Source organism: Pseudomonas nunensis (genome assembly GCF_024296925.1).
Lineage (GTDB): Bacteria > Pseudomonadota > Gammaproteobacteria > Pseudomonadales > Pseudomonadaceae > Aquipseudomonas > Aquipseudomonas nunensis.
This window is the reverse complement of sequence record NZ_CP101125.1, coordinates 3,259,501-3,283,666: the sequence shown is the minus strand read 5'-3', so window position 1 is coordinate 3,283,666 and position 24,166 is coordinate 3,259,501. Positions and strand designations below refer to the sequence as shown.

General features: G+C 57.7%; 20 protein-coding genes. 15 read left to right on the top strand and 5 right to left on the bottom strand.

The genetic code is table 11. The annotated features are described in order from the left end of the window. The first annotated feature begins 13 nt into the window (after positions 1–13). From NK667_RS13955 to tssA, 3 genes are read left to right on the top strand one after another with little or no spacing between them, the layout of a single operon-like run. Positions 14–781 carry a DotU family type IV/VI secretion system protein gene (locus tag NK667_RS13955; protein WP_054615115.1) on the top strand — a complete coding sequence of 256 codons (768 nt, stop codon included), beginning with the start codon at positions 14–16 and terminating at the stop codon, positions 779–781. After that, positions 778–4,599 (top strand): type VI secretion system protein, encoded by a 3,822-nt coding sequence (locus tag NK667_RS13950; protein ID WP_054615114.1) that lies wholly within the window; start codon positions 778–780, stop codon positions 4,597–4,599. The genes NK667_RS13955 and NK667_RS13950 overlap by 4 nt, the downstream gene beginning before the upstream one ends. After that, positions 4,596–5,675, top strand: coding sequence for a type VI secretion system protein TssA (gene tssA, locus NK667_RS13945; RefSeq protein WP_054615113.1), 1,080 nt, complete (start codon positions 4,596–4,598; stop codon positions 5,673–5,675). Before NK667_RS13950 ends, tssA begins: the two co-directional genes overlap by 4 nt. A 679-nt stretch (positions 5,676–6,354) precedes the next feature. Here the strand turns inward: tssA and NK667_RS13940 are convergent. The 3 genes from NK667_RS13940 to NK667_RS13930 all read right to left on the bottom strand — a co-directional run bounded on the left by NK667_RS13940 (position 6,355) and on the right by NK667_RS13930 (position 8,609). Continuing rightward, complete coding sequence (locus tag NK667_RS13940) at positions 6,355–7,320, bottom strand: 2-hydroxyacid dehydrogenase (RefSeq protein WP_054615112.1); 966 nt, start codon at positions 7,318–7,320, stop codon at positions 6,355–6,357. 213 nt (positions 7,321–7,533) lie between these two features. Continuing rightward, on the bottom strand, positions 7,534–8,133 hold the full coding sequence (locus tag NK667_RS13935) for a TetR/AcrR family transcriptional regulator (protein WP_054615111.1): 600 nt from the start codon (positions 8,131–8,133) through the stop codon (positions 7,534–7,536). Between the two features lie 92 nt (positions 8,134–8,225). Further along, positions 8,226–8,609 (bottom strand): tautomerase family protein, encoded by a 384-nt coding sequence (locus tag NK667_RS13930; RefSeq protein WP_054047456.1) that lies wholly within the window; start codon positions 8,607–8,609, stop codon positions 8,226–8,228. A 413-nt stretch (positions 8,610–9,022) separates the two neighbouring features. Between NK667_RS13930 and NK667_RS13925 the strand changes: the two genes are divergently transcribed. After that, the gene (locus NK667_RS13925; protein WP_054615110.1) at positions 9,023–10,303 is read left to right on the top strand and encodes an HAAAP family serine/threonine permease; all 1,281 of its coding nucleotides are present in this window, start codon (positions 9,023–9,025) and stop codon (positions 10,301–10,303) included. Positions 10,304–10,582: 279 nt separating this feature from the next. Further along, complete coding sequence (locus tag NK667_RS13915) at positions 10,583–12,229, top strand: SulP family inorganic anion transporter (RefSeq protein ID WP_054615109.1); 1,647 nt, start codon at positions 10,583–10,585, stop codon at positions 12,227–12,229. Between the two features lie 177 nt (positions 12,230–12,406). Here NK667_RS13915 and acnB read toward each other — a convergent pair whose 3' ends face one another. After that, positions 12,407–15,016, bottom strand: a complete 2,610-nt coding sequence (acnB, locus tag NK667_RS13910) for a bifunctional aconitate hydratase 2/2-methylisocitrate dehydratase (RefSeq protein WP_054047462.1) — start codon at positions 15,014–15,016, stop codon at positions 12,407–12,409. Positions 15,017–15,424: 408 nt separating this feature from the next. Between acnB and NK667_RS13905 the strand changes: the two genes are divergently transcribed. Next, positions 15,425–15,895, top strand: coding sequence for a DUF1289 domain-containing protein (locus NK667_RS13905; RefSeq protein ID WP_027923350.1), 471 nt, complete (start codon positions 15,425–15,427; stop codon positions 15,893–15,895). Positions 15,896–15,999: 104 nt separating this feature from the next. Here NK667_RS13905 and NK667_RS13900 read toward each other — a convergent pair whose 3' ends face one another. Beyond that, the gene (locus NK667_RS13900; protein ID WP_054047464.1) at positions 16,000–16,863 is read right to left on the bottom strand and encodes a universal stress protein; all 864 of its coding nucleotides are present in this window, start codon (positions 16,861–16,863) and stop codon (positions 16,000–16,002) included. A 159-nt stretch (positions 16,864–17,022) separates the two neighbouring features. On the opposite strand from NK667_RS13900, the gene NK667_RS13895 reads away from it, so the two are divergent. From NK667_RS13895 to NK667_RS13855, 9 genes are all read left to right on the top strand, one after another. Further along, positions 17,023–17,631 (top strand): MiaE family protein, encoded by a 609-nt coding sequence (locus NK667_RS13895; protein ID WP_054615108.1) that lies wholly within the window; start codon positions 17,023–17,025, stop codon positions 17,629–17,631. Between the two features lie 494 nt (positions 17,632–18,125). After that, the gene (locus NK667_RS13890; protein WP_152980954.1) at positions 18,126–18,956 is read left to right on the top strand and encodes an OB-fold nucleic acid binding domain-containing protein; all 831 of its coding nucleotides are present in this window, start codon (positions 18,126–18,128) and stop codon (positions 18,954–18,956) included. Further along, positions 18,956–19,207, top strand: a complete 252-nt coding sequence (locus NK667_RS13885; protein ID WP_054615106.1) for a J domain-containing protein — start codon at positions 18,956–18,958, stop codon at positions 19,205–19,207. The genes NK667_RS13890 and NK667_RS13885 overlap by 1 nt, the downstream gene beginning before the upstream one ends. Continuing rightward, a complete protein-coding gene (locus NK667_RS13880; protein ID WP_083471327.1) occupies positions 19,197–20,315 on the top strand; it encodes a HesA/MoeB/ThiF family protein in 1,119 nt (372 codons plus the stop codon). Before NK667_RS13885 ends, NK667_RS13880 begins: the two co-directional genes overlap by 11 nt. Positions 20,316–20,320: 5 nt before the next feature. Beyond that, a complete protein-coding gene (locus NK667_RS13875; RefSeq protein ID WP_054615105.1) occupies positions 20,321–20,572 on the top strand; it encodes a hypothetical protein in 252 nt (83 codons plus the stop codon). Between the two features lie 6 nt (positions 20,573–20,578). Then, positions 20,579–21,217, top strand: coding sequence for a ubiquitin-conjugating enzyme E2 (locus NK667_RS13870; RefSeq protein WP_083471326.1), 639 nt, complete (start codon positions 20,579–20,581; stop codon positions 21,215–21,217). A gap of 2 nt (positions 21,218–21,219) precedes the next feature. Next, complete coding sequence (locus NK667_RS13865) at positions 21,220–21,789, top strand: Mov34/MPN/PAD-1 family protein (protein ID WP_054615104.1); 570 nt, start codon at positions 21,220–21,222, stop codon at positions 21,787–21,789. Between the two features lie 314 nt (positions 21,790–22,103). Next, positions 22,104–22,811, top strand: coding sequence for a winged helix-turn-helix domain-containing protein (locus NK667_RS13860; RefSeq protein ID WP_054047704.1), 708 nt, complete (start codon positions 22,104–22,106; stop codon positions 22,809–22,811). Further along, positions 22,812–24,098, top strand: coding sequence for an ATP-binding protein (locus NK667_RS13855; RefSeq protein WP_054615103.1), 1,287 nt, complete (start codon positions 22,812–22,814; stop codon positions 24,096–24,098). It abuts the gene before it with no gap. Positions 24,099–24,166 lie beyond the last annotated feature (68 nt).

Here is a 24,166-nt window from a genome sequence, read left to right as displayed (position 1 = left end):
GAAGGGGCGTCGTATGTCTGAAGGGAATGCCGGGGCGGGTACACGGGGCCTCCACGAAGCACCGCTGAGCAGCGCCTTTCGCCAGGCCTGGTTGCAATGGTCCGAGGAATGGAACCAGTTGCCCAAGGACAGCGATGAAACGGTGCTGGTCGAGGCCGTGGTCGAACTGTCCACGCAAATTTCCCAGCGCTTGTGGCGCACCGCGTTCGCCCGGGTCGGCGATGCGGCGACCGAGCAGGTCAAGGCACTGGTCTATGCGTTTGTCGCGCTGATCGATGAAACCCTGCTGTTCACCCCATGGCCGGGCCAATCCGCCTGGCAGGACAAACCCTTGGAATCGCGGATGTACGCCAGCCGTCAGGCCGGCGAGCGCTTGCCCTCGGCGATCAAAGAGCTGCTGGATCAGCAGATTCCCACCACCCGCGACCTCGCCAATGTTTATTTGCAGTGCCTGGTGCTCGGTTTTCAAGGACGGCTGCGCGGCGAACACAGTCAGGTCCAGCATGAGAAATTGCGCATAGCGCTGTTCACCTTTGCCTGGCAGCACGAGGCGGACTATGCCGATGTCAGCACCCGGCTTGCGCAACCTGCGACGGTGTCGCCGGTGCAGTTGCCGGTGCGTTTGTCGTTGCCCGATGGCTTTCGCCTCGGCCTGGGGATTGTCGCCATGGTGTTGTTATTGACCGGGCTCGGGCAATTGTTCTGGCGCGATATCCGCCAGGAATTGGAGCCGGTGTTGCAGATGACCGACTCGGTCGCCGCGTCGGAGCAAGACTCATGAGCACCTTGCAGATTGTCGGCCTGGTCATCGCGCTGCTGGTGTTGCTGGCGCTGATCGTCGTGGCGCTCTGGTGGTTGCGCACCCAGAGCGGCGCGGCGATCCGCAGTTTTTACGCGGCGGTTCGGCACATGGAACAGGAGCAGGGCGCGCAGGATCGTTATCAGATTCCGTGGCTGCTGATGCTCGGCAACGAAACCCAGGGCACGCAATTGTGCAGCCAGTGGCGCCTGCAACCGACCGACAAACCGGCCTGGTTCGGGCGTTGGTGGTCGGACCCCGAGGGCGCGGTGCTGGTGGTGCCGCAAGCGTTGTTCCTGCCGGATGAAGGCATGAACCTGCAACGGGGTGGCTGGTGGCGCTTGCTTGGCTTGATCCTGCGCCTGCGCAGCAAACGGCCACTCGACGGGATTATCTGGACCGTGCCGGTCAGTCGCCTGGGCAATGTCGAACAGGCCGCGAACCTCGGACTGGCGGCGCGTCGGCGCTTTATCGATTTGCTGCAACGCTTCGGTTTGAGCCTGCCGGTGTACGTGGTGATCACCGGCATGGAAGAACTGCCGGGCTTTCAGGAATTGATCAGTGCGCTGCCGGAAGAAAGCCGCGAGCGAGCGCTGGGCTGGTCCTCGCCCCACGGCGTCGAGACGATGTGGCAATCACAATGGAGTGATCAAGCGCTGGATCAGGTCAACCGTGCGTTGGCGGAATCGATCATCGAACTTGGCACCTTGTCCGGCCATTTGAGTGGCGATTTGTACGGCTTGCCGGAACGCATGGAAGCGTTGCGCCGCAATCTGCAAACCCTGCTGGAACCAGTGTTTCAGGGCAATGCCCAAGGCGAAGCGCCACGTATTCGCGGGGTGTATTTCACCGCCAACCAAGCGTCGGATGATGCACTCGACGGATTTTCCGCCGATGACAGCGGCCTGCAGCAAAGTGTGTTTGCCCGGCAGTTGTGGCAGCGGCGGGTGGTCGCCGAGCGGGGTTTGGCCCAAGTTGTGCCGCGCCTGTTGCGTCTGCGTCAGCGCTGGCAGCGTTTGACCGGGGCGATTGCGTTGGTGGTCGGGGTGATCTGGATCGCCGGCATGCTCTGGGTCTGGCAGGACTCGGTCAAGGATGCCCATGAGCTGTCGCGCCTGCTGCAAGGCGTGCAGAAGAATTACGTGGCGGTCACCGATGAATCCCATCGACTGGACGCGACCCGGCGCAACGTCCAGGGTTTCTGGCGGGTGCTGGAAAAGGCACCGCGCTGGACCTTCACTTCGTTGGTGTTTCCCACCTCCTGGTTCTCGTCCCTGGACGTGCAACTGGAGAACGAACTGCGCACCACCGCCAAGAGTCATTTGCTGGAGCCGTTGCACGAACTGCTGACCACGGAACTGGCGCAACTCAAGACGATTCGCAACACCGAACGCCGGGGCAATGTGGAAAGCGAAGACCCGGCGCAATGGCAAAACTACGTCAAGGCCAAGGATCTGGTGGCACGCGCGGTGCGCCTGGAGCAACAGAACCAGTGGTTCAATCAGGCCTTGAACAACCCCAAGGCACCGCTGGAGGACCTAGTGTCGCTGAGCAACAACGCGCTGTCCCTGAACCTCAACGTCGGCACGTTGCGTCGCGCGGCTTTTTACAATCGGGTGCTGCTGGATGCCGATGACGGCAACCTGAAACCGCTGGACCTGAGCATGGAGCGCCCGGTGATCGAGGAAAACTTTTCCGGGTTGATGGAGCGCTGGCTGGATCAGTATTTTCTCGCCGACAACTTCGTGCGCCAGGCCGGTTATCTCAAGTTGCACCTGGAGCGCCTGGAGGCCGGCGGTGGCAATTCCCTGACCGAACTTGAAGACCTGCGCGCGCTGATCGACGACCTGCAAGCACTGATCGGCCTGACCAACTCGGCGTGGAGTCGCGGCAAGGGCCAGGACTTGGTACCCGGTTACCGCGAGATGATGGACAAGGTGCGCCAGAGCGTCTTGCTCGGCCCGCAGGTCGAGCAGCAACTGGAGCAGCAGGCTTCGAAGTTGCAACAGAGTTTTCGCGATCAGTGGATTGCCCAGGCCGGTTCCAGGGGCAACTTGCTGGTGCAACAAGGCAGCGGGCAATTGGTGTTGCAGGAACATGTCAGCCAGTTGAATAACGCGGTGCAAGCGTTGTTCAAGCGCGACTTCGTGGCGATTGCCTTGCGTGCGGATCAGGACGGCGCCGACGTGCAGGGGCAAAACGTCGATGGTGATGACCTCAATGGCGCACTGAATTATTTCGCCAGTTACAAGAGTTACGCCGCCGAAGAACTGCCGCGCATTCCGCCGGCGTATCGCGGTGCGGTACTGGCCGCCGCCGAAGGTGCGGTGGCCAAGGCCATGTGGCTGAGCCTCAAGGATCACAATGACCAATCCCATGCCTACGGGGTGTTCAACGTGCAGGCGCCGCAAGCGGTAGCGCTGCAGAAAGCCTTTATTGAGTTGCGCCGTGGCGACCTCGCGACGCGTCTGCAAAGTGCCTTGAACCGGCGTGCGCTGGATCAGGTGGTCGGCGGCCTCGATGAAATCACCGCGCAACCGCTGTTCAGCGGGCGCACTGAAATCAGCCAGTGGGACGGCTCGAAAAACCTCGGCCTGCAACTGTATGGCGCCAGCGATGTGCAAGATTTGAAGCTGAGCCTCAAGCAGCAATTCAACACCATGCTCGGCATCACCGAGCGGCGTACTTCGGCGCTGGAATGGCTGAAAACCCAGCAGCAAAATCTCTCGGCACTGGATTATGAGCGGGTGACGCAATTCAGTGCGCTCAACGACGAACTGCTCAAGTACAAGGATGCGAATCCTGCCAGTTCACCCGCGCAGATCGAGCAATTGGTCAGCCGTGACTTCATCGAAATGGACACCACGTCCTGCGGCCAGATCCTGCAAACCGCGAGCTTGTCCGGCGGTCGCGGCACGCTGGCCATGCGTGCGCTGGAATTGCAGCAAACCGCCATGCAACGCTGCCAGATGCTGCAACAGCAACAGGCTTCGGCGGCGTGGAATGACCTGGCCAACTACTTCAACCAATACCTGGCCGAGCGCTTTCCGTTTGCCAATGGGGTGCGGGTGGCGGATGCCGATCCGGCGCGGGTTGAGCATTTTCTGGAACTGATCGACAAGCGCCTGCCGGTGGCCCAGGCCGGTCTGGTCTTGAGCCAGACCCCGGAACGGCTGGCTGCCGAGGATTTTCTCAATCGTCTGAAGCAGGCCAGCACTTGGCTGACGCCGCTGTTCGTGCGGGACAAGAGTGGCATCCTCGGGGTGGAAATGGATGTGCGCTGGCGCACCGATCGCGAGGAAGAACGCGGTGCCGACCAAGTCATCGCCTGGAGCCTGAATGCCGGCAATCAGCAGATCAGCTACCCCGGAGAAGCGCAGCCGAACTTGCGCTGGATGGTTGGGCAACCGGTGCGGCTGACCTTGCGTTGGGCGCGCAATGGTTCCCAGCGTCCGGCTAACGATCAGTTGCAGCCGAACCTGGTGGTGCGCGACCTTGAGGCCGGTTGGGAGTACGGCGGGCCCTGGTCGCTGCTGCGCTTGATGCGTTCGCACCAGTCGGTGACACGCCAACCGAACATGGACTTCACGGATTTCCCGCTGACCTTGCGCCTGCCGGTCACCGCGCAATCGAGCACGGCTGAGCAAACGCTGATGTTTGTACGCCTGTCATTGATGAGCCAGGGTTCGAAGCTGCCGCTGTCGATTCAACCGCTGCCCACCCGCGCCCCACGCTCGCCGTTTATGCAGACCCGGGCGACCGCGTCCACCACGGCCATGACTCAGGAGGAGGGCTATTGAATATGCCTTCGACACCGCTGCCGGAATTGATTGACCGCTTGCTGGAACCGATCAGCAGCGAGGCGCCTTGTGGTCAGGATTTGCGTTATGAACGTGAATTCGACCAGGCCCGGGAGCTGCGCCGAGAGGACGATACGAGCCTGCCGACCGGGGTTTGGCAGTCGTCGATCAAACGTGCGCAATGGCCCGAGCTGGAGAAACTGACAACGAGCCTGCTGCTGGAGCGCAGCAAAGACTTGATGCTCAGTGCCTGGCTTGGCGAGGCGTGGTTGCATCAGGATGGACTGGAAGGGTTGCCGGGCAGTCTGGCGCTGGTCGCCGGGTTGTGTGAACGCTATCCCGAGCACCTGTATCCGCAGGCGGAGGACGGTGATCAGTCGTGGCGGGTGATCCCGCTCGAATGGCTGGCCCGGCGCTACACCGAAGTGCTGCTGACCCGGGTGCCGCTGCTGGAGCCGCGTAACGGCGAATTCGATGGTTTATGCCTGGACGCCTGGCGGCGTTTGCAGGTGCAGCAGGTGCTGGTGAATGACAGCAAGGGCGCGAAAACCTCGGCGGAAAACGCCCGGGGCGAACAGAAGAAAATCAACGAGCAGATTCGCGCCACGCCGTTGTCCTTCTGGCTTCACAACCAAGGCAGCCTGTTGTTGAGCCTGCAGCATTTGCAGCGGCTGGAAGCCTGGAGCGACGCCTATCTCGGCGACCAGGCGCCGGGCTTCAAAGGCTTGCAGGATGTCATCACGGCGTTATTGACGCTGGTTCAGGAGTTCATCGCCATGCACCCACGACAGTCCACCGAGGTTCCTGTTGAAACTGCGCCGGTGGTGGCTTCAGGTCCTGCCGAGGTCGCGGTAGCGCCGCAGGTGTTTCGTGAACCCGCGAGTCGTGAAGAGGCGTATCGGCAACTGTTGCTGATCGCCGAATACCTGGCCCGCACCGAACCCCACAGCCCGGTGCCGTACTTGATCCGGCGCGGGGTGGAGTGGGGGAACAAGCCGTTGAGTGAATTGTTGGGAGAACTGATTTCGGCGGATGCTGAATCGCGGCGGCTTTGGACGCTACTGGGCGTCCTCTAACCTCGACACACCACAAAACAACTGTGGGAGCGAGCCTGCTCGCGATAGCGGTGTGTCAGTCAACGATGATGCCGACTGACACGGCCTCTTCGCGAGCAAGCCCGCTCCCACATTTTTTCGGTGGTGAGTCGGGAATTTGCATACACCACATTCCCCTGTGGGAGCGAGCTTGCTCGCGATGGCGGCGTGTCAGGTAACAATGATGCCGACTGACACGGCCTTTTTGCGAGCAAGCCCGCACACATTTTTTTGTGGTGAGTCGGGAATTTACATACACCGCATTCCCCTGTGGGAGCGGGCTTGCTCGCGATGGCGGCGTGTCAGGTAACAATGATGCCGGCTGACACGGCCTCTTCGCGAGCAGGCTCGCTCCCACATTTTTTTCGGTGATGAGTCGGGAATTTGTATCCACCACATCCCCCTGTGGGAGCGGGCTTGCTCGCGAAGGCGGTGTATCAGGTAACAATGATGCCGGCTGACACGGCCTCTTCGCGAGCAAGCTCGCTCCCACATTTTTTCTGCGGTGAGTCGGGAATTTGCGTACACCACATTCCCCTGTGTGGGAGCGAGCCTGCTCGCGAAAGCGGTGTGTCAGTCAAAGATGATGCCGACTGACCCGGCCTCTTCGCGAGCAAGCCCGCTCCCACAAGGGTTGTGTGTATGGTCGGGAAGTCTGGGGTCAGACCGTCCGGGTAATCACAGACATCGGTAACGTAATCGGCGTCAACACCGGACGGCCGGCAAAGAATGCCACCAGGTTTTTGCCCACCAGTTCCACGGTGCCTTGGGTCGCTTCCGGGGACAGGCCGGCGACATGGGGTGTCAGGATCACGTTGGTCAAGGCCTTGAGGGCGTCGGGGACTTTGGGTTCGTGGTCGAACACATCCAGCGCGGCGCCACCAATTCTTCGTTGTTCCAGGGCGCTGATCAGATCCGCCGTGACCACGACGCTGGCCCGGGCAATGTTGACCAGAAAGCCGTTAGGCCCCAGTGCGTCCAGCACCTGGCGGTTGATCAAGTGCTGCGTGCCCACTCCGCCAGGCGTGGCGACGATCAAAAAGTCCGAAGCCCGGGCCAGTTCCGTCGGCGTCGAGCAGTAGCTGTAGGGCACATCGCTACGGTGCTGACGATTGTGATAACTCACGCTCATGTCGAAGCCGTTGCCCGCACGCTTGGCGATCGCCATACCGACCGCCCCCAGCCCGAGAATGCCCAGGCGTTTGCCGGCCAGGGAAGGGCGCATGATCTTCGGCCATTCGCCACGGCGCACGGCGGCATCGGCCCGGGGAATGTCACGCACCAGCGACAACAACAACGCCATCGCATGGTCGGCCACCGACGAGGCATTGACCCCGGCGCCATTGGTTACGGTAATGCCACGGTCGCTGGCTGCTTGCAGGTCGACGTGTTCATAACCGGCGCCGATCACGCAGATGATTTTCAGCGCGGGCAGCTCGGCAATCTCTTCGGCATATAAACCCAGCGGGCCGCGAGTCAGCACGGCATCGATGCGCGATCCGTGTGAGGCTATGGCTTGGGCTCGTTCGGCAGGCGTAGGCGCCAGAATCAGATGAAAGCCCTGATGTTCGAGAATCGGTAAATAGTCATTGATGGTTTCAACCAATACCAGGACGGTTGCAGTCATGCTGGGCTCCTGTGGGCATCGAAATGTCGGGGCTCGTAAGTCGTCTCAGATTGCTGATTCCAGAGCGGTTTGGCAATTACCAAAGATCGCCGGAAAGATCAAAAGATCGCAGCCTTCGGCAGCTCCTACGGATTGCGTTAATCGACCCTGTGTCGACGAATGCGTTCAGTGTAGGAGCTGGTGAAGCCTGCGATCTTTTAAAAGCGTGGCTGATTACGCGACCGGCGTGGTGTCCGCCGACAGAAAACCTCGCGCCGCATCGAGGATTTCCTCGGACAACGCCTCCCCGCGAGTCGCCCGGGCCAGGGTCAGGGCGCCGACCATCAGCGAGTAATCCACCAGCGCCCGTTGCCGATTGGCTTCGGGCTGATCTGCACCCATCAGCGGCGTGAGCATTTGCAGCAAGGCTTCCAGGCCTTGGGTGTAGGTCTGGTGCAAACCGCTTTCAGCCGTTTCGTGGCACATATCGCCGGCAAACGCGGTCACCGGGCAGCTTTCCCCCGGATTGTCGCGATTGGCCACTGACAGGTACGGCGCGATGATGCTTTCGCGGGCCGAGAGTGGGTCGCTGCTGTCGTCGATTCTCTGCTTCCAGCGTTCCAGCGATTGGCTGAACGCCCGGCTGCAGGCCTCTTGCGCCAGGGCTTCCTTGGACTCGAAGTGTCCGTAGAACCCGCCGTGAGTCAGACCGGCGGCGCCCATCACGTCGACGACGCTGATCCCATGCAGGCCGCGCTCACGAAACAGCCGCGTGGCGGCCTCGACGATGATTTCGCGGTTGAGTTCGGCTTGTTTGCGGGAGACTCGGGGCATGGGCTGCTCACATTCTTAAAACGTATCGATGACCGGCATCTTAGGCAACTGCCGGCGCCGTGTCTCCCTGACGAGGTGACGAGTTAGACCGCTTAGCCAGCAAATTGACCGATGCCATTGCCGAACGACCAGTTCTCGCGCTTGACCTCCACCAGATTGATAAACACATCTTCCAGGCGTACGCCCAGTTCAGTATTCAGGCTCTCGGCAATGGTCTTGTAGAGCAGTTTTTTCAGCTCGGTGGTGCGGCCTTCCATCAGCGTGATCTGGATGATCACCAAGCCATCGGTGCGGTTGATGCCCATGAAGGTCGGGTCGTATATGAAGTGGTTCTCATCGTGTTCGGCGAGGATCTGGAAGTTGTCGTTCTCGGGGACGTTGATGGTGCTGTGCATCGCCGCGTAGATCAGTTGGCCGACACGCTTGGCGAAGGTCGGGTCCTGGTGTTTTTTGATGTCGATGCGAACGAGTGGCATGGGAGAGCTCCGCGAGTGAAGCTGCCGGTCAGCAGGTGAGATCGAAAATACATGACAGCTGTCTTTTATTAAATAGATTTTTCAGAGCATCTATTAAATCCGACACAAGGCCAACAACAATCCAATGTGGGAGCGGGCTTGCTCGCGAAGGCGGTGGATCAGTTAACAATGATGTCGACTGACACACCGCCTTCGCGAGCAAGCCCGCTCCCACAGGTCTATAAGTCGCTGCCACTGCGGCCTCGCGGCGCTTTTGGCATCTGATCCGCATAACCGCTCCTCAGCTAAGTCTTTGCTTCTGTTCATTAATCCCGGACAATCGCGCCCCTGTTTCGGCCAGGGCGCTGCCTGTCGGGTTTTTCCGACTCGTCCTGACCGGGTAGCAACTGACCGGAATGCGGAGATCCCACCGGATGAATGATCAGGCCAATAGCGTCGACGAACGCTATGTAGCGGCGAAACCAGTAGTTATTGAAGGCTGGAATCGCCAAGACACAACCTGGATGCTCGGCCTGTTTGGCACGGCGATCGGGGCCGGTACTTTGTTTCTGCCGATCAACGCGGGCCTGGGCGGTTTCTGGCCGCTGCTGGTGCTGGCGGTATTGGCGTTCCCGATGACGTTTTATGCCCACCGTGGCCTGACCCGTTTCGTGTTGTCCGGTCGCGAAGGCGCGGACATCACCGAAGTGGTCGAAGAACACTTCGGCATCAAGGCCGGTGCGCTGATCACCTTGCTGTACTTCTTCGCGATCTTCCCGATCCTGCTGATCTACAGCGTGGCGCTGACCAACACCGTTGGCAGCTTCCTCGAACATCAACTGCACATCATGCCGCCGCCACGGGCGATTCTGTCGTTCGTGCTGATCCTCGGCCTGCTCGCGGTGGTGCGTTGCGGCGAGCAGGTGATCGTCAAGGCCATGAGCCTGATGGTCTATCCGTTCATCGTTGCGCTGCTGTTCCTGGCAGTGTTCCTGATTCCACACTGGAACGGTGGCATCCTCAGCACCGCGTCCACGCTGCCTGAACCGTCGGCACTGCTGCACACGTTGTGGCTGGCGATCCCGGTGATGGTGTTCTCGTTCAACCACTCGCCGATCATCTCGGCGTTTGCGGTGGACCAGAAGCGTCGCTACGGCGAACACGCTGAAGAGCGCAGCTCGCAGATCCTGTCCCGCGCCCACGCCTTGATGGTGGTGATGGTGCTGTTCTTCGTCTTCAGTTGCGTGCTGACCCTGTCCCCGGCGCAACTGGCCGAAGCCAAGGCGCAGAACCTGTCGATCCTGTCGTACCTGGCCAACCACTTCAGCAACCCGACCATCGCCTTCGCCGCGCCGTTGATTGCTTTCGTGGCGATTTCCAAGTCGTTCCTGGGCCACTACATCGGCGCCAGCGAAGGCTTGAAAGGCCTGATCGTGAAGAGCGGCAAGCGTCCGTCGCCCAAAGCCCTGGACCGCATGACCGCTGCATTTATGTTGGTGGTTTGCTGGATCGTCGCGACCCTGAACCCGAGCATCCTCGGCATGATCGAAACCCTCGGTGGCCCGGTTATCGCGGCGATCCTGTTCCTGATGCCGATGTACGCGATCCGCAAAGTGCCGGCCATGGCGCGCTATCGCGGCCAGGCGTCCAACGTGTTTGTCACGGCGGTGGGCCTGGTGGCGATTTCGGCGTTGGTTTATTCGCTGACAGCTTAAGTATCAGAAGATGCTGAATACCTTGTGGGAGCGGGCTTGCTCGCGAAAGCGGTGTGTCATTCAGCAGTGATATTGGCTGATGCACCGCCTTCGCGAGCAAGCCCGCTCCCACAGGTGATCTTCATACAGGCATAACAAAGCGCCGCTCCTACGGAAGGAGCGGCGTTTTTTATGGCGTACGCCATGACCCAGAGCACACGCCGAGCCCGATAAACGGCTAACCTAGAGCCTTCATTGACGCGTCTTCGACGGCCTGTCGATTTTCTCTGGAGACGCTTCATGGCTCGTGCGCTGTCCCTTGCCGATAATCCCAACCGTTGGCGAGACCTCTTGGCCGGGCTGTCGATTGCCGGTTTGCTGTTACCGGAGGCGGTGGCCTACTCCAGTATCGCCGCCGTGCCGCCCCAGGCCGGGGTGATCGCGCTGTTTGCCGGTTTGCTGTGCTACGGACTGCTGGGTACCAGCCGCTTTGCCATTGTTTCCGCGACCTCATCTTCGGCGGCGGTTCTCGCAGCTGCCACCGCCACGTTGGCCAATGGCGAAGCCGGCCTGCGCATGACCCTGGCCATCGGCCTGGTGCTGGTCACCGGCGGGTTCTTCCTGCTGGCCGGGCTGTTCAAGCTCGGCAGCGTCACCTCTTTTATCGCCAAACCGGTACTGCGTGGCTTTGCCCTGGGCCTGGCGGCGACCATCATCCTCAAGCAGGTCGCGAGCATTGTTGACGTGCACCTGAGCAACGGCAACCTGATCCGTTTCGTCCCGCAACTGCTGGAACAGTGGCCGCAGTGGAACCGCGTCGGCTTGCTGGTCGCGGCGGTGGCACTGCTGGTGTTGTGGGTGTGCGCGCGGTTTCGGCGGGTGCCGGGCGGATTGCTGGTGGTGGCGCTCGGCATCGCCGCCGGCCAGTGGCTGAACCTGCCGGCCTACGGGGTGGACCTGATCGGCGTGATTGACCTGAGCCTGGAAGTGCCCCGGCTGCCGGTGTTGCCGTTTGCCGACTGGCTGCGCCTCGGGGAACTGGCGTTTGCCATGGTGATGATTCTGTACGCCGAATCCTACGGCTCGATCAGCTCCTTTGCGCTCAAGCATGGCGACCGGGTCTACTCGAACCGCGACCTGCTGGCCCTCGGCGCGGCGAATCTGTTGTCCGGCCTGTTTCATGGCATGCCGGCGGGCGCCGGTTACTCCGCGACCTCGGCGAACGAGGCAGCGGGTGCCGGGTCACGGCTGGCCGGTATGGTTGCGGCGGCGGTGGTGTTGCTGATCGTCCTGACGGTGTTGCCCTACATCGCCCTGACGCCTGAACCGGTGCTGGCCGCCATCGTCATTCATGCCCTGGCGCGAGGCTTGAGCCTGCAGCCATTGGGCCGTTATTTCATCTGGCGTCGCGACCGTGTGCTGGTGATCTGCGCGGTGGCGGCGGTGCTGGTGTTGGGTGTGCTGGACGGCTTGCTGGTGGCGGTGGCGATCAGCGTGGTGCTGATGCTCAAGCAGATGTCATCGGCAGATATCCAAGTGCTGGGGCAAATGGACGGCGGTCACGATTACGTTGATGTGCAACGCCATCCTGATGCCATGCAGATCCCTGGCGTGCTGATTGTGCGGCCCAGTGAGGCGCTGTTTTTTGCCAATGTGGAACGGATTCTCGGCGGCGCGCTGAGGCTGGCCCGGCATGCGTCGCCACCCGTGCACACGATCATTCTCAGCCTGGAAGAGTCGCCCGATCTGGACGGCACCAGCATCGAAGCGCTGGAAGCGTTCTTTTTGCAGGTGCGGGCGGAGGACAAGTTGTTGATCCTGGCGCGACTCAAGCACGAGGCCAAAGCGGTGCTGGCGTTGTTGCCGGCGCAGGAGTTGGAGCAGGTGGTACTCAGTGGGTTGAGTGTCGATGGTGCGGTCCAACAAGCCCTAAAGCCATCCACATAACCCCTTGTGGGAGCGGGCTTGCTCGCGAAAGCGGTGTGTCATCCAGCAATGATGTGACTGATACACCGCCTTCGCGAGCAAGCCCGCTCCCACAAGGGGGTTCAGCGTGAATCTTACGGGCATAAAAAAACGCCGCTCCATCTCGCGATGGGCGGCGTTTTTTATTGCGTTGCAGCGTTAGGCTTGAACGACCGGAATGTTGGCGTTCGCAGCAGCTTCACGGAACTCGGCAATCTGGTCGAAGGACAGGTAGCGGTAAACATCAGCCGCCATGCTGTCGATCTTGCCAGCGTATTCCATGTACTCCTCGACGGTCGGCAGGCGACCCAGGATGGAAGCAACGGACGCCAACTCAGCCGAAGCCAGGTAAACGTTCGCGCCGTCACCCAGACGGTTCGGGAAGTTACGGGTCGAAGTCGACACAACAGTCGAATTCGGCTCTACACGTGCCTGGTTACCCATGCACAGCGAGCAGCCTGGCATTTCCATGCGTGCGCCAGCCTTGCCGTAGATGCCGTAGTAGCCTTCTTCGGTCAGTTGGTGAGCGTCCATTTTGGTCGGCGGCGACAGCCACAGACGGGTTGGCAGCTGACCCTTGACCTGATCCAGCAGTTTACCGGCAGCGCGGAAGTGACCGATGTTGGTCATGCACGAACCGATGAACACTTCGTCGATCTTCTCGCCAGCAACGCTGGACAGCAGACGGGCGTCGTCCGGATCGTTTGGCGCGCAGAGCACAGGCTCTTTGATGTCGGCCAGGTCGATTTCGATGATTTCAGCGTATTCGGCGTCAGCATCGGCAACCATCAGCTCAGGGTTGGCAACCCAGGCTTCCATCGCTTGAGCGCGACGTTCCAGAGTACGTGCATCGCCGTAGCCTTCGCCGATCATCCAGCGCAGCAGGGTGATGTTGGAGTTCAGGTACTCGGTGATCGACTCTTTCGACAGCTTGATGGTGCAACCGGCAGCCGAACGTTCAGCCGAGGCGTCAGACAGCTCGAAAGCTTGTTCGATGCTCAGGTTGTCCAGGCCTTCGATTTCCAGGATGCGGCCGGAGAAAGCGTTCTTCTTGCCTTTCTTCTCGACGGTCAGCAGGCCAGCCTGAATCGCGAAGTAAGGAATGGCGTGAACCAGGTCGCGCAGGGTAACGCCCGGTTGCATTTTGCCTTTGAAGCGCACCAGGATCGATTCCGGCATGTCCAGCGGCATAACGCCGGTGGCAGCAGCAAACGCAACCAGACCGGAACCGGCCGGGAACGAAATGCCCATCGGGAAACGGGTGTGGGAGTCACCACCGGTACCGACGGTGTCCGGCAGCAGCATGCGGTTCAGCCAGCTGTGGATGATGCCGTCGCCCGGACGCAGGGAAACGCCGCCGCGGGTCATGATGAAGTCTGGCAGGGTGTGGTGGGTGGTCACGTCGATTGGCTTAGGGTAAGCCGCGGTGTGGCAGAAGGACTGCATCACCAGATCGGTCGAGAAGCCCAGGCACGCCAGGTCTTTCAGTTCGTCACGGGTCATAGGACCGGTGGTGTCCTGGGAACCGACGGTGGTCATCTTCGGTTCGCAGTAGGTGCCAGGACGAACGCCTTTGCCTTCTGGCAAACCGCACGCCTTGCCGACCATTTTCTGTGCCAGGGTGTAGCCCTTGCCGGTGTCGACAGGTGCTTCAGGCAGTTTGAACAGGTCGGTTGGGCCCAGGCCCAGTTCGGCACGCGCCTTGTCGGTCAGGCCACGGCCGATGATCAGCGGGATACGGCCGCCGGCACGAACTTCGTCCAACAGCACCGGAGTCTTCATTTCGAAGGTGGTCAGGACTTCGTCGGTGCCGTGTTTGCAGACTTTGCCAGCATGCGGGTACAGGTCGATCACGTCGCCCATGTTCATGTTGGTTACGTCGAACTCGATTGGCAGTGCGCCGGCATCTTCCATGGTGTTGTAGAAGATTGGAGCGATTTTGCTGCCGAAGCAGAAACCGCCAGCGCGCTTGTTCGGCACGTAAGGAACGTCGTCGCCGAAGAACCACAGTACGGAGTTGGTTGCCGATTTACGCGACGAACCAGTACCGACCACGTCACCGACGTAGGCGATAGGGAAGCCTTGACCGCGCATTTCTTCGATCTGCTTCATCGGGCCGGTAACGCCTTGGGCGTCAGGCACGATGCCTTCACGGGCCATTTTCAGCATGGCCAGGGCGTGCAGCGGGATGTCCGGGCGGGACCAGGCGTCCGGGGCAGGGGACAGGTCGTCGGTGTTGGTTTCGCCGGTGACCTTGAACACGCGCAGGCTGATCTTGTCGGCCAGGGTCGGACGGTTGCGGAACCACTCGCCGTCAGCCCAGGACTGAATCACGCCTTTGGCGTGTTCGTTGCCGTTGCGGGCTTTTTCCGCGACGTCATGGAACGCATCGAACATCAGCAGGGTGTGCTTGAGTTGAGCGGCAGCGACTGGAGCCAGTTCGGCGCTGTCGAGCAGGTCAACCAGGGTCACGATGTTGTAGCCGCCCTGCATGGTGCCGAGCAGTTCAACAGCGCGCTTCTTGTCGATCAGAGGGGAAGTTGCTTCGCCTTTGGCCAGGGCAGACAGGAAACCGGCCTTTACATAGGCTGCTTCGTCCACGCCAGGTGGAATGCGATTGGTGATCAGGTCAACGAGGAAAGCTTCTTCGCCAGCCGGGGGATTCTTCAGCAGCTCGACCAGGCCTGCAGTTTGTTCGGCGTTAAGCGGCTGGGGAACGATACCCAGTGCTGCACGCTCTTCGATATGTTTGCGGTAGGCTTCAAGCACAGTTATTACCCTCATCAGTGGTCCCAAATGGGTGTCCGGGACGCTCATCCCGAAATTGCCGTACTCATGCGCTGCGTGGCGTTGTGGGCCACTTAGCCAGAATTACCGACAATTCCTTACAGAAGCTGCTTTCAAAGTTTTACGCCTGCAGAACGGGGAGCTGATGAGGGTTGGCGTAGAGCTTTTCCCCGCTGGAAAAACCCTTCGCCAACACCGCTCTGAAGGAACGACTGTGCTCGTGACGCTTTGAAAACAGCTTCTAACGGACATTGGCGCCTTAAAAGGCTGGCTGATTCTACGGCAAAAAAAAATTAAAGGTAAGTTAGCCCCTGAACTTTGAGGGGTGATCAATGTTAGACAAAGGGCTAACATGCCGACCTGTTCTGCTTTCCCGTGTTTTGCCTACCTATGCCCAATCAGACCATCAAGACCCCCTGCGTCGGCCTCTGCTCCACCGTTTACGGTGACCTGGTGTGCCGTGGCTGCAAGCGTTTCCACCACGAAGTGATCAACTGGAACGGTTACAACGAGGAAGAAAAACGCGCGGTGTGGTTGCGTCTGGAGCAACTGCTGTCCCAGGTGATGGCCAGCAAACTGGAAGTTTTCGACCCCCAGCGCCTGCGTTTGCAGCTCGAACAGCGAAAAATCCGCTTTGTGCCGCATCAGTCGGAATATTGCTGGGCCTATCAGTTGATCGCCCGTGGCGCGCGTGTCATCAACAATCTGGAGGCTTACGGGATGGTGCTGATGCCGGAGTTCCGCGACTGGAACCTGCCGGAATTGCGCGATGCCATTGATCGGGAGTTTTTCCTGCTGTCGGAGGCGCATTACCAGCGATATATCGCTCCGGGCTTTTTAAAGGACGCCTTCGGCGCCTAAAAGCTTCGCGAGCAAGCCCGCTCCCACAGGGGATTTGTGAACGCCATAGATCCAATGTGGGAGCGGGCTTGCTCGCGAAGGCGCCCGACCAGACGCTACAAATCTCAATGCCGCGTCACAACCTCTTCCAGATGATCCATGATCTCATCCGGTTTGAGCACCAGCACATCGCTCTCCACCGCATCCAGCACCACTTCCGCCGTATTGCCGATCAACGCCCCGGACAACCCGGACCGCGCCACCGTGCCGATCACGATCACCGCCGCCTGCAGCTTATGCACCATGAACGGAATCAACACATCCGCCGGGCCTTCCTCGATATGCAGGTGGTTGTCATCGATGTCGAATTCGGCCTGGAACGCCTTGCACTGCTCGCGATAGCGCGCCTGGATGGTTTCGCTGAGCTGGAAGGTCGGGTCGGCTGACGAGAGCATCGGCGAAGGATGCGCACTGATCACGTGCAACTGCGCCTTGGCCAGGCTGGCGATGTCGTACCCATGATCGACGATGCAGGCATGCAGCGTGCGGTGTTCGCCGTCGGTGTTGCCGACGTCGATGGCCGCCAGAATGACCCCGCCAGTCCAGGGTTTCGAGGTTTTCACCAGCAATACCGGCGTTGGGCAGTAACGCAGCAGTTTCCAGTCCGCCGGGGTCAGCAGGGCCTTTTTCAGCGGGCTGTCGGGGAAATGCTGCTTGATCACCAGCCCGCAGCCTTCGGCTTGCTGCACATCGACGATGGTTTCGTGCAGGCTTTCGTTCCAGGCCTGCTCGGTGGTGACGCTGTAGCCGTCCTCCACCAGTGCCGCCTTGAGCACGCCCAGCATCGCGCTGTGATCATGCTTGCGATCACACACCAGCAAGTGCAGATGGGCCTGGGTCACGCCCGCGATCAGCTTGGCCCGCTTGAGCGCCAGGCTTTCCGAGTGTTCGGGTTCGATGACCACCAGAATGCTGCGTATGGCTTGCATGATCGGGATCTCCTGAAGATGAAAAACACTGCGTTGGACAACTATAGTTGCTGCCCGGCAACACGGGACTTGATGCATATCAATGGCGGCGACTGGTGGTCTGCCGACAAGCCCGTATAATCGGCGCCCTTCGTTTTGAACCTTTTATCCGTGAGCCCCATGATCCTTCCCGAAATTCACGAGTTCCTCGGCTGCCGCACTCCTGACGGCTGGGTCCAGGCCGCGCTGGCCGATCAGGAAACCTTGCTGATCGACCACAAGAACTGCGAATTCAAGGCCGCCAGCACGGCGTTGAGCCTGATCGCCAAGTATCACTCCCACGTCGATTTGATCAACCTGATGTCGCGCCTGGCCCGGGAAGAACTGGTGCACCACGAGCAGGTCATGCGCCTGATGAAAAAGCGCAAGATCGAACTGCGCCAGCTCTCCGCCGGGCGTTACGCCTCGGGCCTGCGCAAAGTCGTGCGCAGCCACGAACCGGTGAAACTGGTGGATACCCTGGTAGTCGGCGCGTTTATCGAGGCCCGCAGCTGCGAGCGTTTCGAGGCGCTGGTGCCGCATCTGGATGAAGAATTGGGCAAGTTCTACTTCGGCTTGCTGAAAAGCGAGGCCCGGCATTTCCAGGGTTACCTGAAACTGGCCTACCAGTACGGCGACGCCAAGGACATCGCCCAGGTCATCGACCGGGTACGCGCCGCCGAGCAGGAATTGATTGAGTCGCCGGACGTGGAATTCCGTTTTCACAGCGGCGTGCCGACCGCCGCATAAATGCTGGTCATAACCCCTGTCGAGTAAGTAGCAAGCTTCGAATTGATGATTCGACATATTAAAAACGTGTAGTGCAGGGTCGTTCACTGAAGCTGGGCCCTGCATTTCCTCTTGTCTTAAGTTGCCCCATCATGGTTGGGTAGCACAAGAAACTGTTTAATAAAATCCGAGAGTCAGCTGTCAATAAAACGGCGCAACCTCAAGCTTTTATGTGGACGTCAATTTTTATTCCATCAATAGTTTTGCTGTTGGCGCGAGAGGGGGGCGAGGAGCGTAGCGCCAAAAGATAGGTTGTATGTATCGCCTTCCGGGTGAAGCTGCCGCCCTCGTAATCTGAGCGGATAGACAGATACTTGCCTATGGGTTAGATTGGGAAATTGGTAAGTAAACGGTGGATGTTGCGCGGGGTCTATTTGATGGGCCTGGTGTCTGGAAATCCTGCTAAAAAGCTATTGTTGTTTTTATTTTAGAATTGATTGCAGCGAAGGAATGCGATGGGCTCGTTAATAGTAGTTGGAGGTATATGGTTAATTTGGGTGTTAGTGTCCAAGTGGCGTTTGTCAGTTAAAAAGGACAATCAACGGCGCTCCAGTGTTGCGCCGGTGCGAACTTCCACCGTTACTCCTGCACCAAGGCCGGTTCGTCCGGCACCGCCACCGCCACCGCCACCGCCACAACCACAACCACAACCACAACCAAAGCCACCCAGCAATGAAGTATTTCGCCCTGCTGCGCGTTCTGTAAACAAGCCGGCTATAAGTTTTAAAGATGCTTCGGCTGCCCCTGCTGCAGGCACTAAATCTATTGCCACTGATTTGAGCGGCTTGCATGATGCTTTTACAGGTGCCCTGCTTAATCAAAAGTTAGGTCTGTATCAATGTCAAGCCTGCAAGGTTTACTATCACACTGAAAGCTTTCAGCTCCTAAAAGAGGTGAATAACGCTCAGTGCGTTTCCTGTCCTTCTATAAATATTATATCGGTTGTTTTTGGAGCGCCGTCCAAAGGAAGAGATTACACGCCAGATGTTGTGACGTTAGGTAATTATCACCAGTATGTGGGTTCGGTTGTTACATTTGAAGGCCTGGTACATAAGGTAAGGGAAAGCAGCCGAGGTAACGACTACGCCGTTATGTTTGAAGATAAGTCGTGGGTGAAGAGTTTTAAATTGGTGTTTTTTCGTGGGGCTGTCAAAAAAATTGGCGGAAGCCAAATTCTCGGTTTGAGTGGAAAGAGAGTCAAGGTTCGAGGACTGATTATTGAGCATCCTGATTTTGGATTCGAAATAGTTGTTTCTGAAAAAGCAATGATTCTGAGTGTCGGTTAATGAAGTGGGTTGATATTGACACTGGCTATAAGAGTCAGCTTGATCGCATTAAATGTCAGAATCCGTACGAGCGTTTAGGTGTCTCTGAAACGGCGACATTGGATGAGGTGAAGGGGGCTTATCGAAGAAAAATCAAGCTTTATCATCCTGATAGAGCGGACGCTTTTATGTCCAGCTATGTTACGGAAGTTATCAAGTTATTGAATCAGGCTATTGAGCAGATAAAAAAGGAGAAGAGTCATGAGCAGTGACCGCTATCAGCGTCATTCTTTAATCGATTGGTTTTCACAGGAAGATGTGAAGGCTGCAACGTTTGCGATTGTTGGCTGTGGCGCCGTAGGAAATGAAGTTGCAAAAAACTTGGCTCTGCTCGGGGTCGGTAATGTTGATCTGTATGACTTTGATACTATCGAACTTCATAATCTGACGAGAAGCGTTCTTTTTAGGGAAGGCGATGTTGGTAGCTTTAAGGCAGAGGTCGCCGCCGCGCGGATAGAAGAGCTTGATCCGAATATCAATGTGGGGTTTTTTCTCGGGGATTTTTGGGATGAAATGTCATTGGATCGAGCGGCATCATATAGTTGCATTATTTGTTGCGTTGATAATTTTGAGGCCAGGATTAGGCTCAATCAACTCTGCTTGATCGCTAAAACAAATCTTATAAATACGGGGATAGATAGCCGATTCTGCCAAGTCGAAGTTTTTCCTTTTGCCTCAACAACGCGTGTGGCGTGCTATGAATGTAATCTTCCTAATAGTGCTTATGAGCGAATGCAGGCACGATACTCTTGCGGGTGGTTGAAAAAAATCTCTTTTGTCGAGAAGAAGATTCCCACGACAATAATAACATCCAGCCTGACTGGCGCGTTAGCAGTCTCAAATGCACTTGATATGACCAGAGGCGTTGCTCTTGATGAATCGAAACGAATATTGATTGATTCATTCAGTGGGCGCTCAACACTCAGCAGCATTGAATCGAGTTGCAGTTGTCCTGCTTGCGCATTATTGGTTGGGCGAGTTTCAGTGTTGAAGGGAGGTTCGCAAATCCATAGCAGTCTGGGTTTTCCTGCGGGGGATTCAGATGATTACGTAGTTACCAGTGATCCAGTGCTGGTTTCAACTCGGTGTGTCGTGTGCAGTCCGTCAATCGACGACTTCGATATTATTTTTCAGCGGGCTTCAAGTTATGATGCATCAATTAACACATGTGTGCGCTGTGGAATTGATTCGGTGCAGGTCGTGATCAAGGATTCATTTTCGCTGCACGAATTAAATCATGATTTTTACGGAATGCAGTTTCCTTGTAAATTCATCCGTATGTGTGTAAACGAACAGACAACTATTATCGAGATGGAGTAATTGAAGTGTCGGATATCAACGTGATTATTAGAACGGCCGATCAGACAAGGAAGGCTGAAGTGGCGTTGAAAAGCAGTAATACGGGGGCGGACATCATACAAGCGTCGGTGGATAACTGGTCGCTGCCGATTGATACAGACTACAGTTTGGTTAATACAACCACTGGTAAAACGCTTACGCCAAATGCGTTGCTTCAAGATGCAGGTGTAAAAAACGGGGATATTCTTGAGGTTCAACCGGTACTTGTCGCGGGGTAGTAAGTTATGAATGCTATGGCTGAGCGCGTGTTCCAGGATCTGCGTAAAATTGAAGAACTTTCTAAAGCCGCAGAGGGACGTGTGACGATTAGGAGCAAATCAGGCAATCCTATTAACACGATTATTCTTGAACTAAATTTTCCTACTGCTCCATCCACAAAATATCCGCAGCTTGTACAGAAAAGAACAGAAGTAAAAATAGAGCTTTTAAGCCGTTATCCTTTTCAGGAACCGGTAGCGACGATTACAACCCCAATATTTCACCCTAATGTATATAGTTCCGGCAGGGTCTGTTTGGGGAGTAAATGGCTTCCCACACAAGGTCTCGATTTGTTAGTTAAACGGATTATTCAAATTATAACGTTCGACGAGACTATCTTGAACGAAGCGTCGCCCGCGAATAGAGATGCGCTGCTTTGGTACAGGACTGCCGTAAGGACTAGTCCAAATGCTTTTCCTACCGGAAAGTTGATCATCAAAGAGCAGCCTGCAGGGAAGGTTGGCTGGAACAACGTGAGCAGCGAGACTACTGAAAAAGCGGTGATAATCTGTCCTTCATGTAAAGCATCTCTTCGCGTGCCATTTGGTAAAAAAGGAAATGTCTCCTGTCCAAAATGTAACGTCACGTTTTATATAGAAACGTAAATATGAAATGGAATAATGTAAAGGCAGATATATTCTCGGTGGGCCTGGCTGAGTTTTCACGAGGATGGAGTTCTTTCGATTTGGTTAGGTTGATCAGTTCGTCGAAAGACTGCCCCGTCGTTATAATGGAATCGCGCGTCAGGGAAGATATACTTTTGCACTTAAGCTCTGAGCGGGTTGAGTTGGGCGGACTACTCATTGGAAGTGTTGTGAGCTCACTCGATCTTGAGCGAGGAGTCACCATAGTTAAAGTTTCCAGTTTCATGGATAGCAAGGTGTTCAACTCTACGTCTGTCTCTCTAAGCATGGGTGCCGAAGTCTGGCAGCGCGCGAATGCCAATAGAGAGCCAAATAGTTTTGTTGTTGGTTGGTATCACAGTCATCCTGACTTGGGAGCGTTTTTTAGTGGTACCGACAGAAAAACCCAACGTGACTTTTTTAACACTAAATATAGTGTGGGCCTCGTTATTGATCCAATTAGAAATGAAGAGCGTTGGTTCTTTGGAGAGGACTCGGTTGAAATAGCGCAAGAAAATGTTTTGGTTGTATCTGGCGTTTTGCCTTTGTCATGACGGATTCACGTCAGAATCTTTTTTGGCTTAGCTCCTCTTGTAAAATTTCGTTCTGTCGAATAGTGGTTAAATCGTAAGACGTGGTGTCCCGCATGCCACCGTCACCCCAATCAGCCAGCTGAGTATCAAAAATTGCAGCCTTCGGCAAATCAGGTGTGATCTATTGATTCAAAACTGTTAAAAACTCTTAAGAGTATGAAACATCACCCAAAACCGGCCCCCATGGCCGGTTTTTGCTGCCTGCCGTCACCGTCCCGCCATCGATTGCCGCCATAATGCCGCCCACTTCAAACAGGGGTTGGCAGACGGTCGTTATGGATAACCTGGGTTTTGGCAAAGTTTTGCTGGTGGAAGATGACGAGAAGCTCGCCGGGCTGATCGCGCATTTCCTGTCCCAACATGGCTACGAGGTCCGGGCAGTGCACCGTGGCGACCTGGCGTTGGCCGCGTTTCTGGAATTCAAACCGAAAATCGTCGTGCTCGACCTGATGTTGCCGGGCCAGAGCGGCTTGCACGTGTGCCGCGAGATTCGCAGCGTGTCTGACACGCCCATCGTCATCCTCACCGCCAAGGAAGACGACCTCGACCATATCCTCGGCCTGGAATCCGGCGCCGATGACTACGTGATCAAACCGATCAAACCGCCAGTGCTGCTGGCCCGTCTGCGTGCGTTGCAACGTCGGCAAGTGCCTGAAACCGCCGTGTGCAGCGCCCTGGAGTTCGGCCATCTGAGCATCGACCGCAGCTGCCGCGAAGTGCGCCTGGCGGGCGAGGGCATCGAGCTGACCACCATGGAGTTCGAGCTGCTGTGGTTGCTGGCCAGCGCCGCCGGCAAGATTTTGTCCCGGGATGACATCCTCAACCGCATGCGCGGCATCGCTTTCGATGGCCTCAACCGCAGCGTCGACGTCTACATCAGCAAGCTGCGCGCCAAGCTCCGGGACAATCCTCGGGAGCCGGTGTGCATCAAGACCGTTTGGGGCAAGGGTTACCTGTTCAATCCGTTCGCGTGGGAGCTTTAGATGCTGCGGTTATTTCTTGGGTTGTACCTGATGCTGGCCGTTGGGCTGGTGTTGGCGTTGCAGACCGTCGAACACACCTTTAACGCACTGCTCGATAACCAGATGCAGGCGTATAACCGCGAGGCCGTGCGCGGGCAGGCGTATTCGCTGGTGGAGCAGATTCGCGGTCTGGAAGGGCCGGGGCGCGAGCAACAACTGGAGGCGCTGCGCCCGCATTACGGCTTGGGTCTGACGCTGGTCAATGCTGACGATCTTGCCCTCGATGATCAGGAAAAAGCCTTGCTGGCCGAAGGCCTGCTGGTGATTCGGGAGAAGTACACGCAGTTCATTTCTTCGATTGATGGGGGGCCGCAGCTGCTGAGCATCAAGTTGCCGGCGGAGCCGAGCCTGATGCCGTTCTACATCACGGCGGCTTACCTGATGCTGGCGGTGCTGATCGGCATCGTACTGTTCTTCTGGGTGCGCCCACACTGGCGGGATCTGGAGAAACTGCGTCTGGCCGCCGAGCGCTTTGGCGATAACGATCTGTCGTCGCGGATCCAGTTGTCCAAGCGCTCGAACATTCGCGATTTGTCCGAACACTTCAACCTGATGGCCGCGCGCATCGAAGGCCTGATCGCCAATCAGCGCGAGCTGACCAACGCGGTATCCCATGAGTTGCGCACGCCGATTGCGCGGCTGTCATTTGAACTCGATCAGCTCAAGCAACAACCCGATCCGGCGCAGAACCGCGAATTGATTGCCGACATGTACGCCGACCTTGGCGAGCTGGAAGAAATGGTCTCGGAACTGCTGACTTACGCCAGCCTGGAACGCGGCGCCACGGTGATCACCCGGGAGAATATCCAGGCCAGCAGCTGGCTCGACAGCGTAGTCGGCAGCGTGGCGCTGGAAGCGGAAGCGGCGGGGGTGCAACTGCTGATTGTCGAGTGCCAGATTGATGAAGTGCGGATCGAGCCGCGCTTTATGGCGAGGGCGGTGATCAACCTGCTGCGCAATGCCATTCGTTATGCCGCCGGGCGGGTAGAAGTGTCGCTGGTGCGCAGTGGCGATCAGTATGAAGTGCAGGTCAATGATGATGGGCCGGGTGTGCCGGTGGATGGGCGGGAGAAAATCTTCGAACCGTTCTCGCGGCTGGATGCCAGTCGGGATCGGCGGACCGGTGGTTTCGGGCTGGGGTTGGCGTTGGTACGACGGGTGTCGCAATCCCATGGCGGGCAGGTCGAAGTGGCGGATTCGCCGTGGGGTGGGGCGTCGTTTCGCATGACCTGGGCGCATCTCGACTAGCTGTGTTGGCCCACGGACGCCATCGCGAGCAAGCTCGCTCCCACAGGGGATTTGTGTCGTTCACAAAA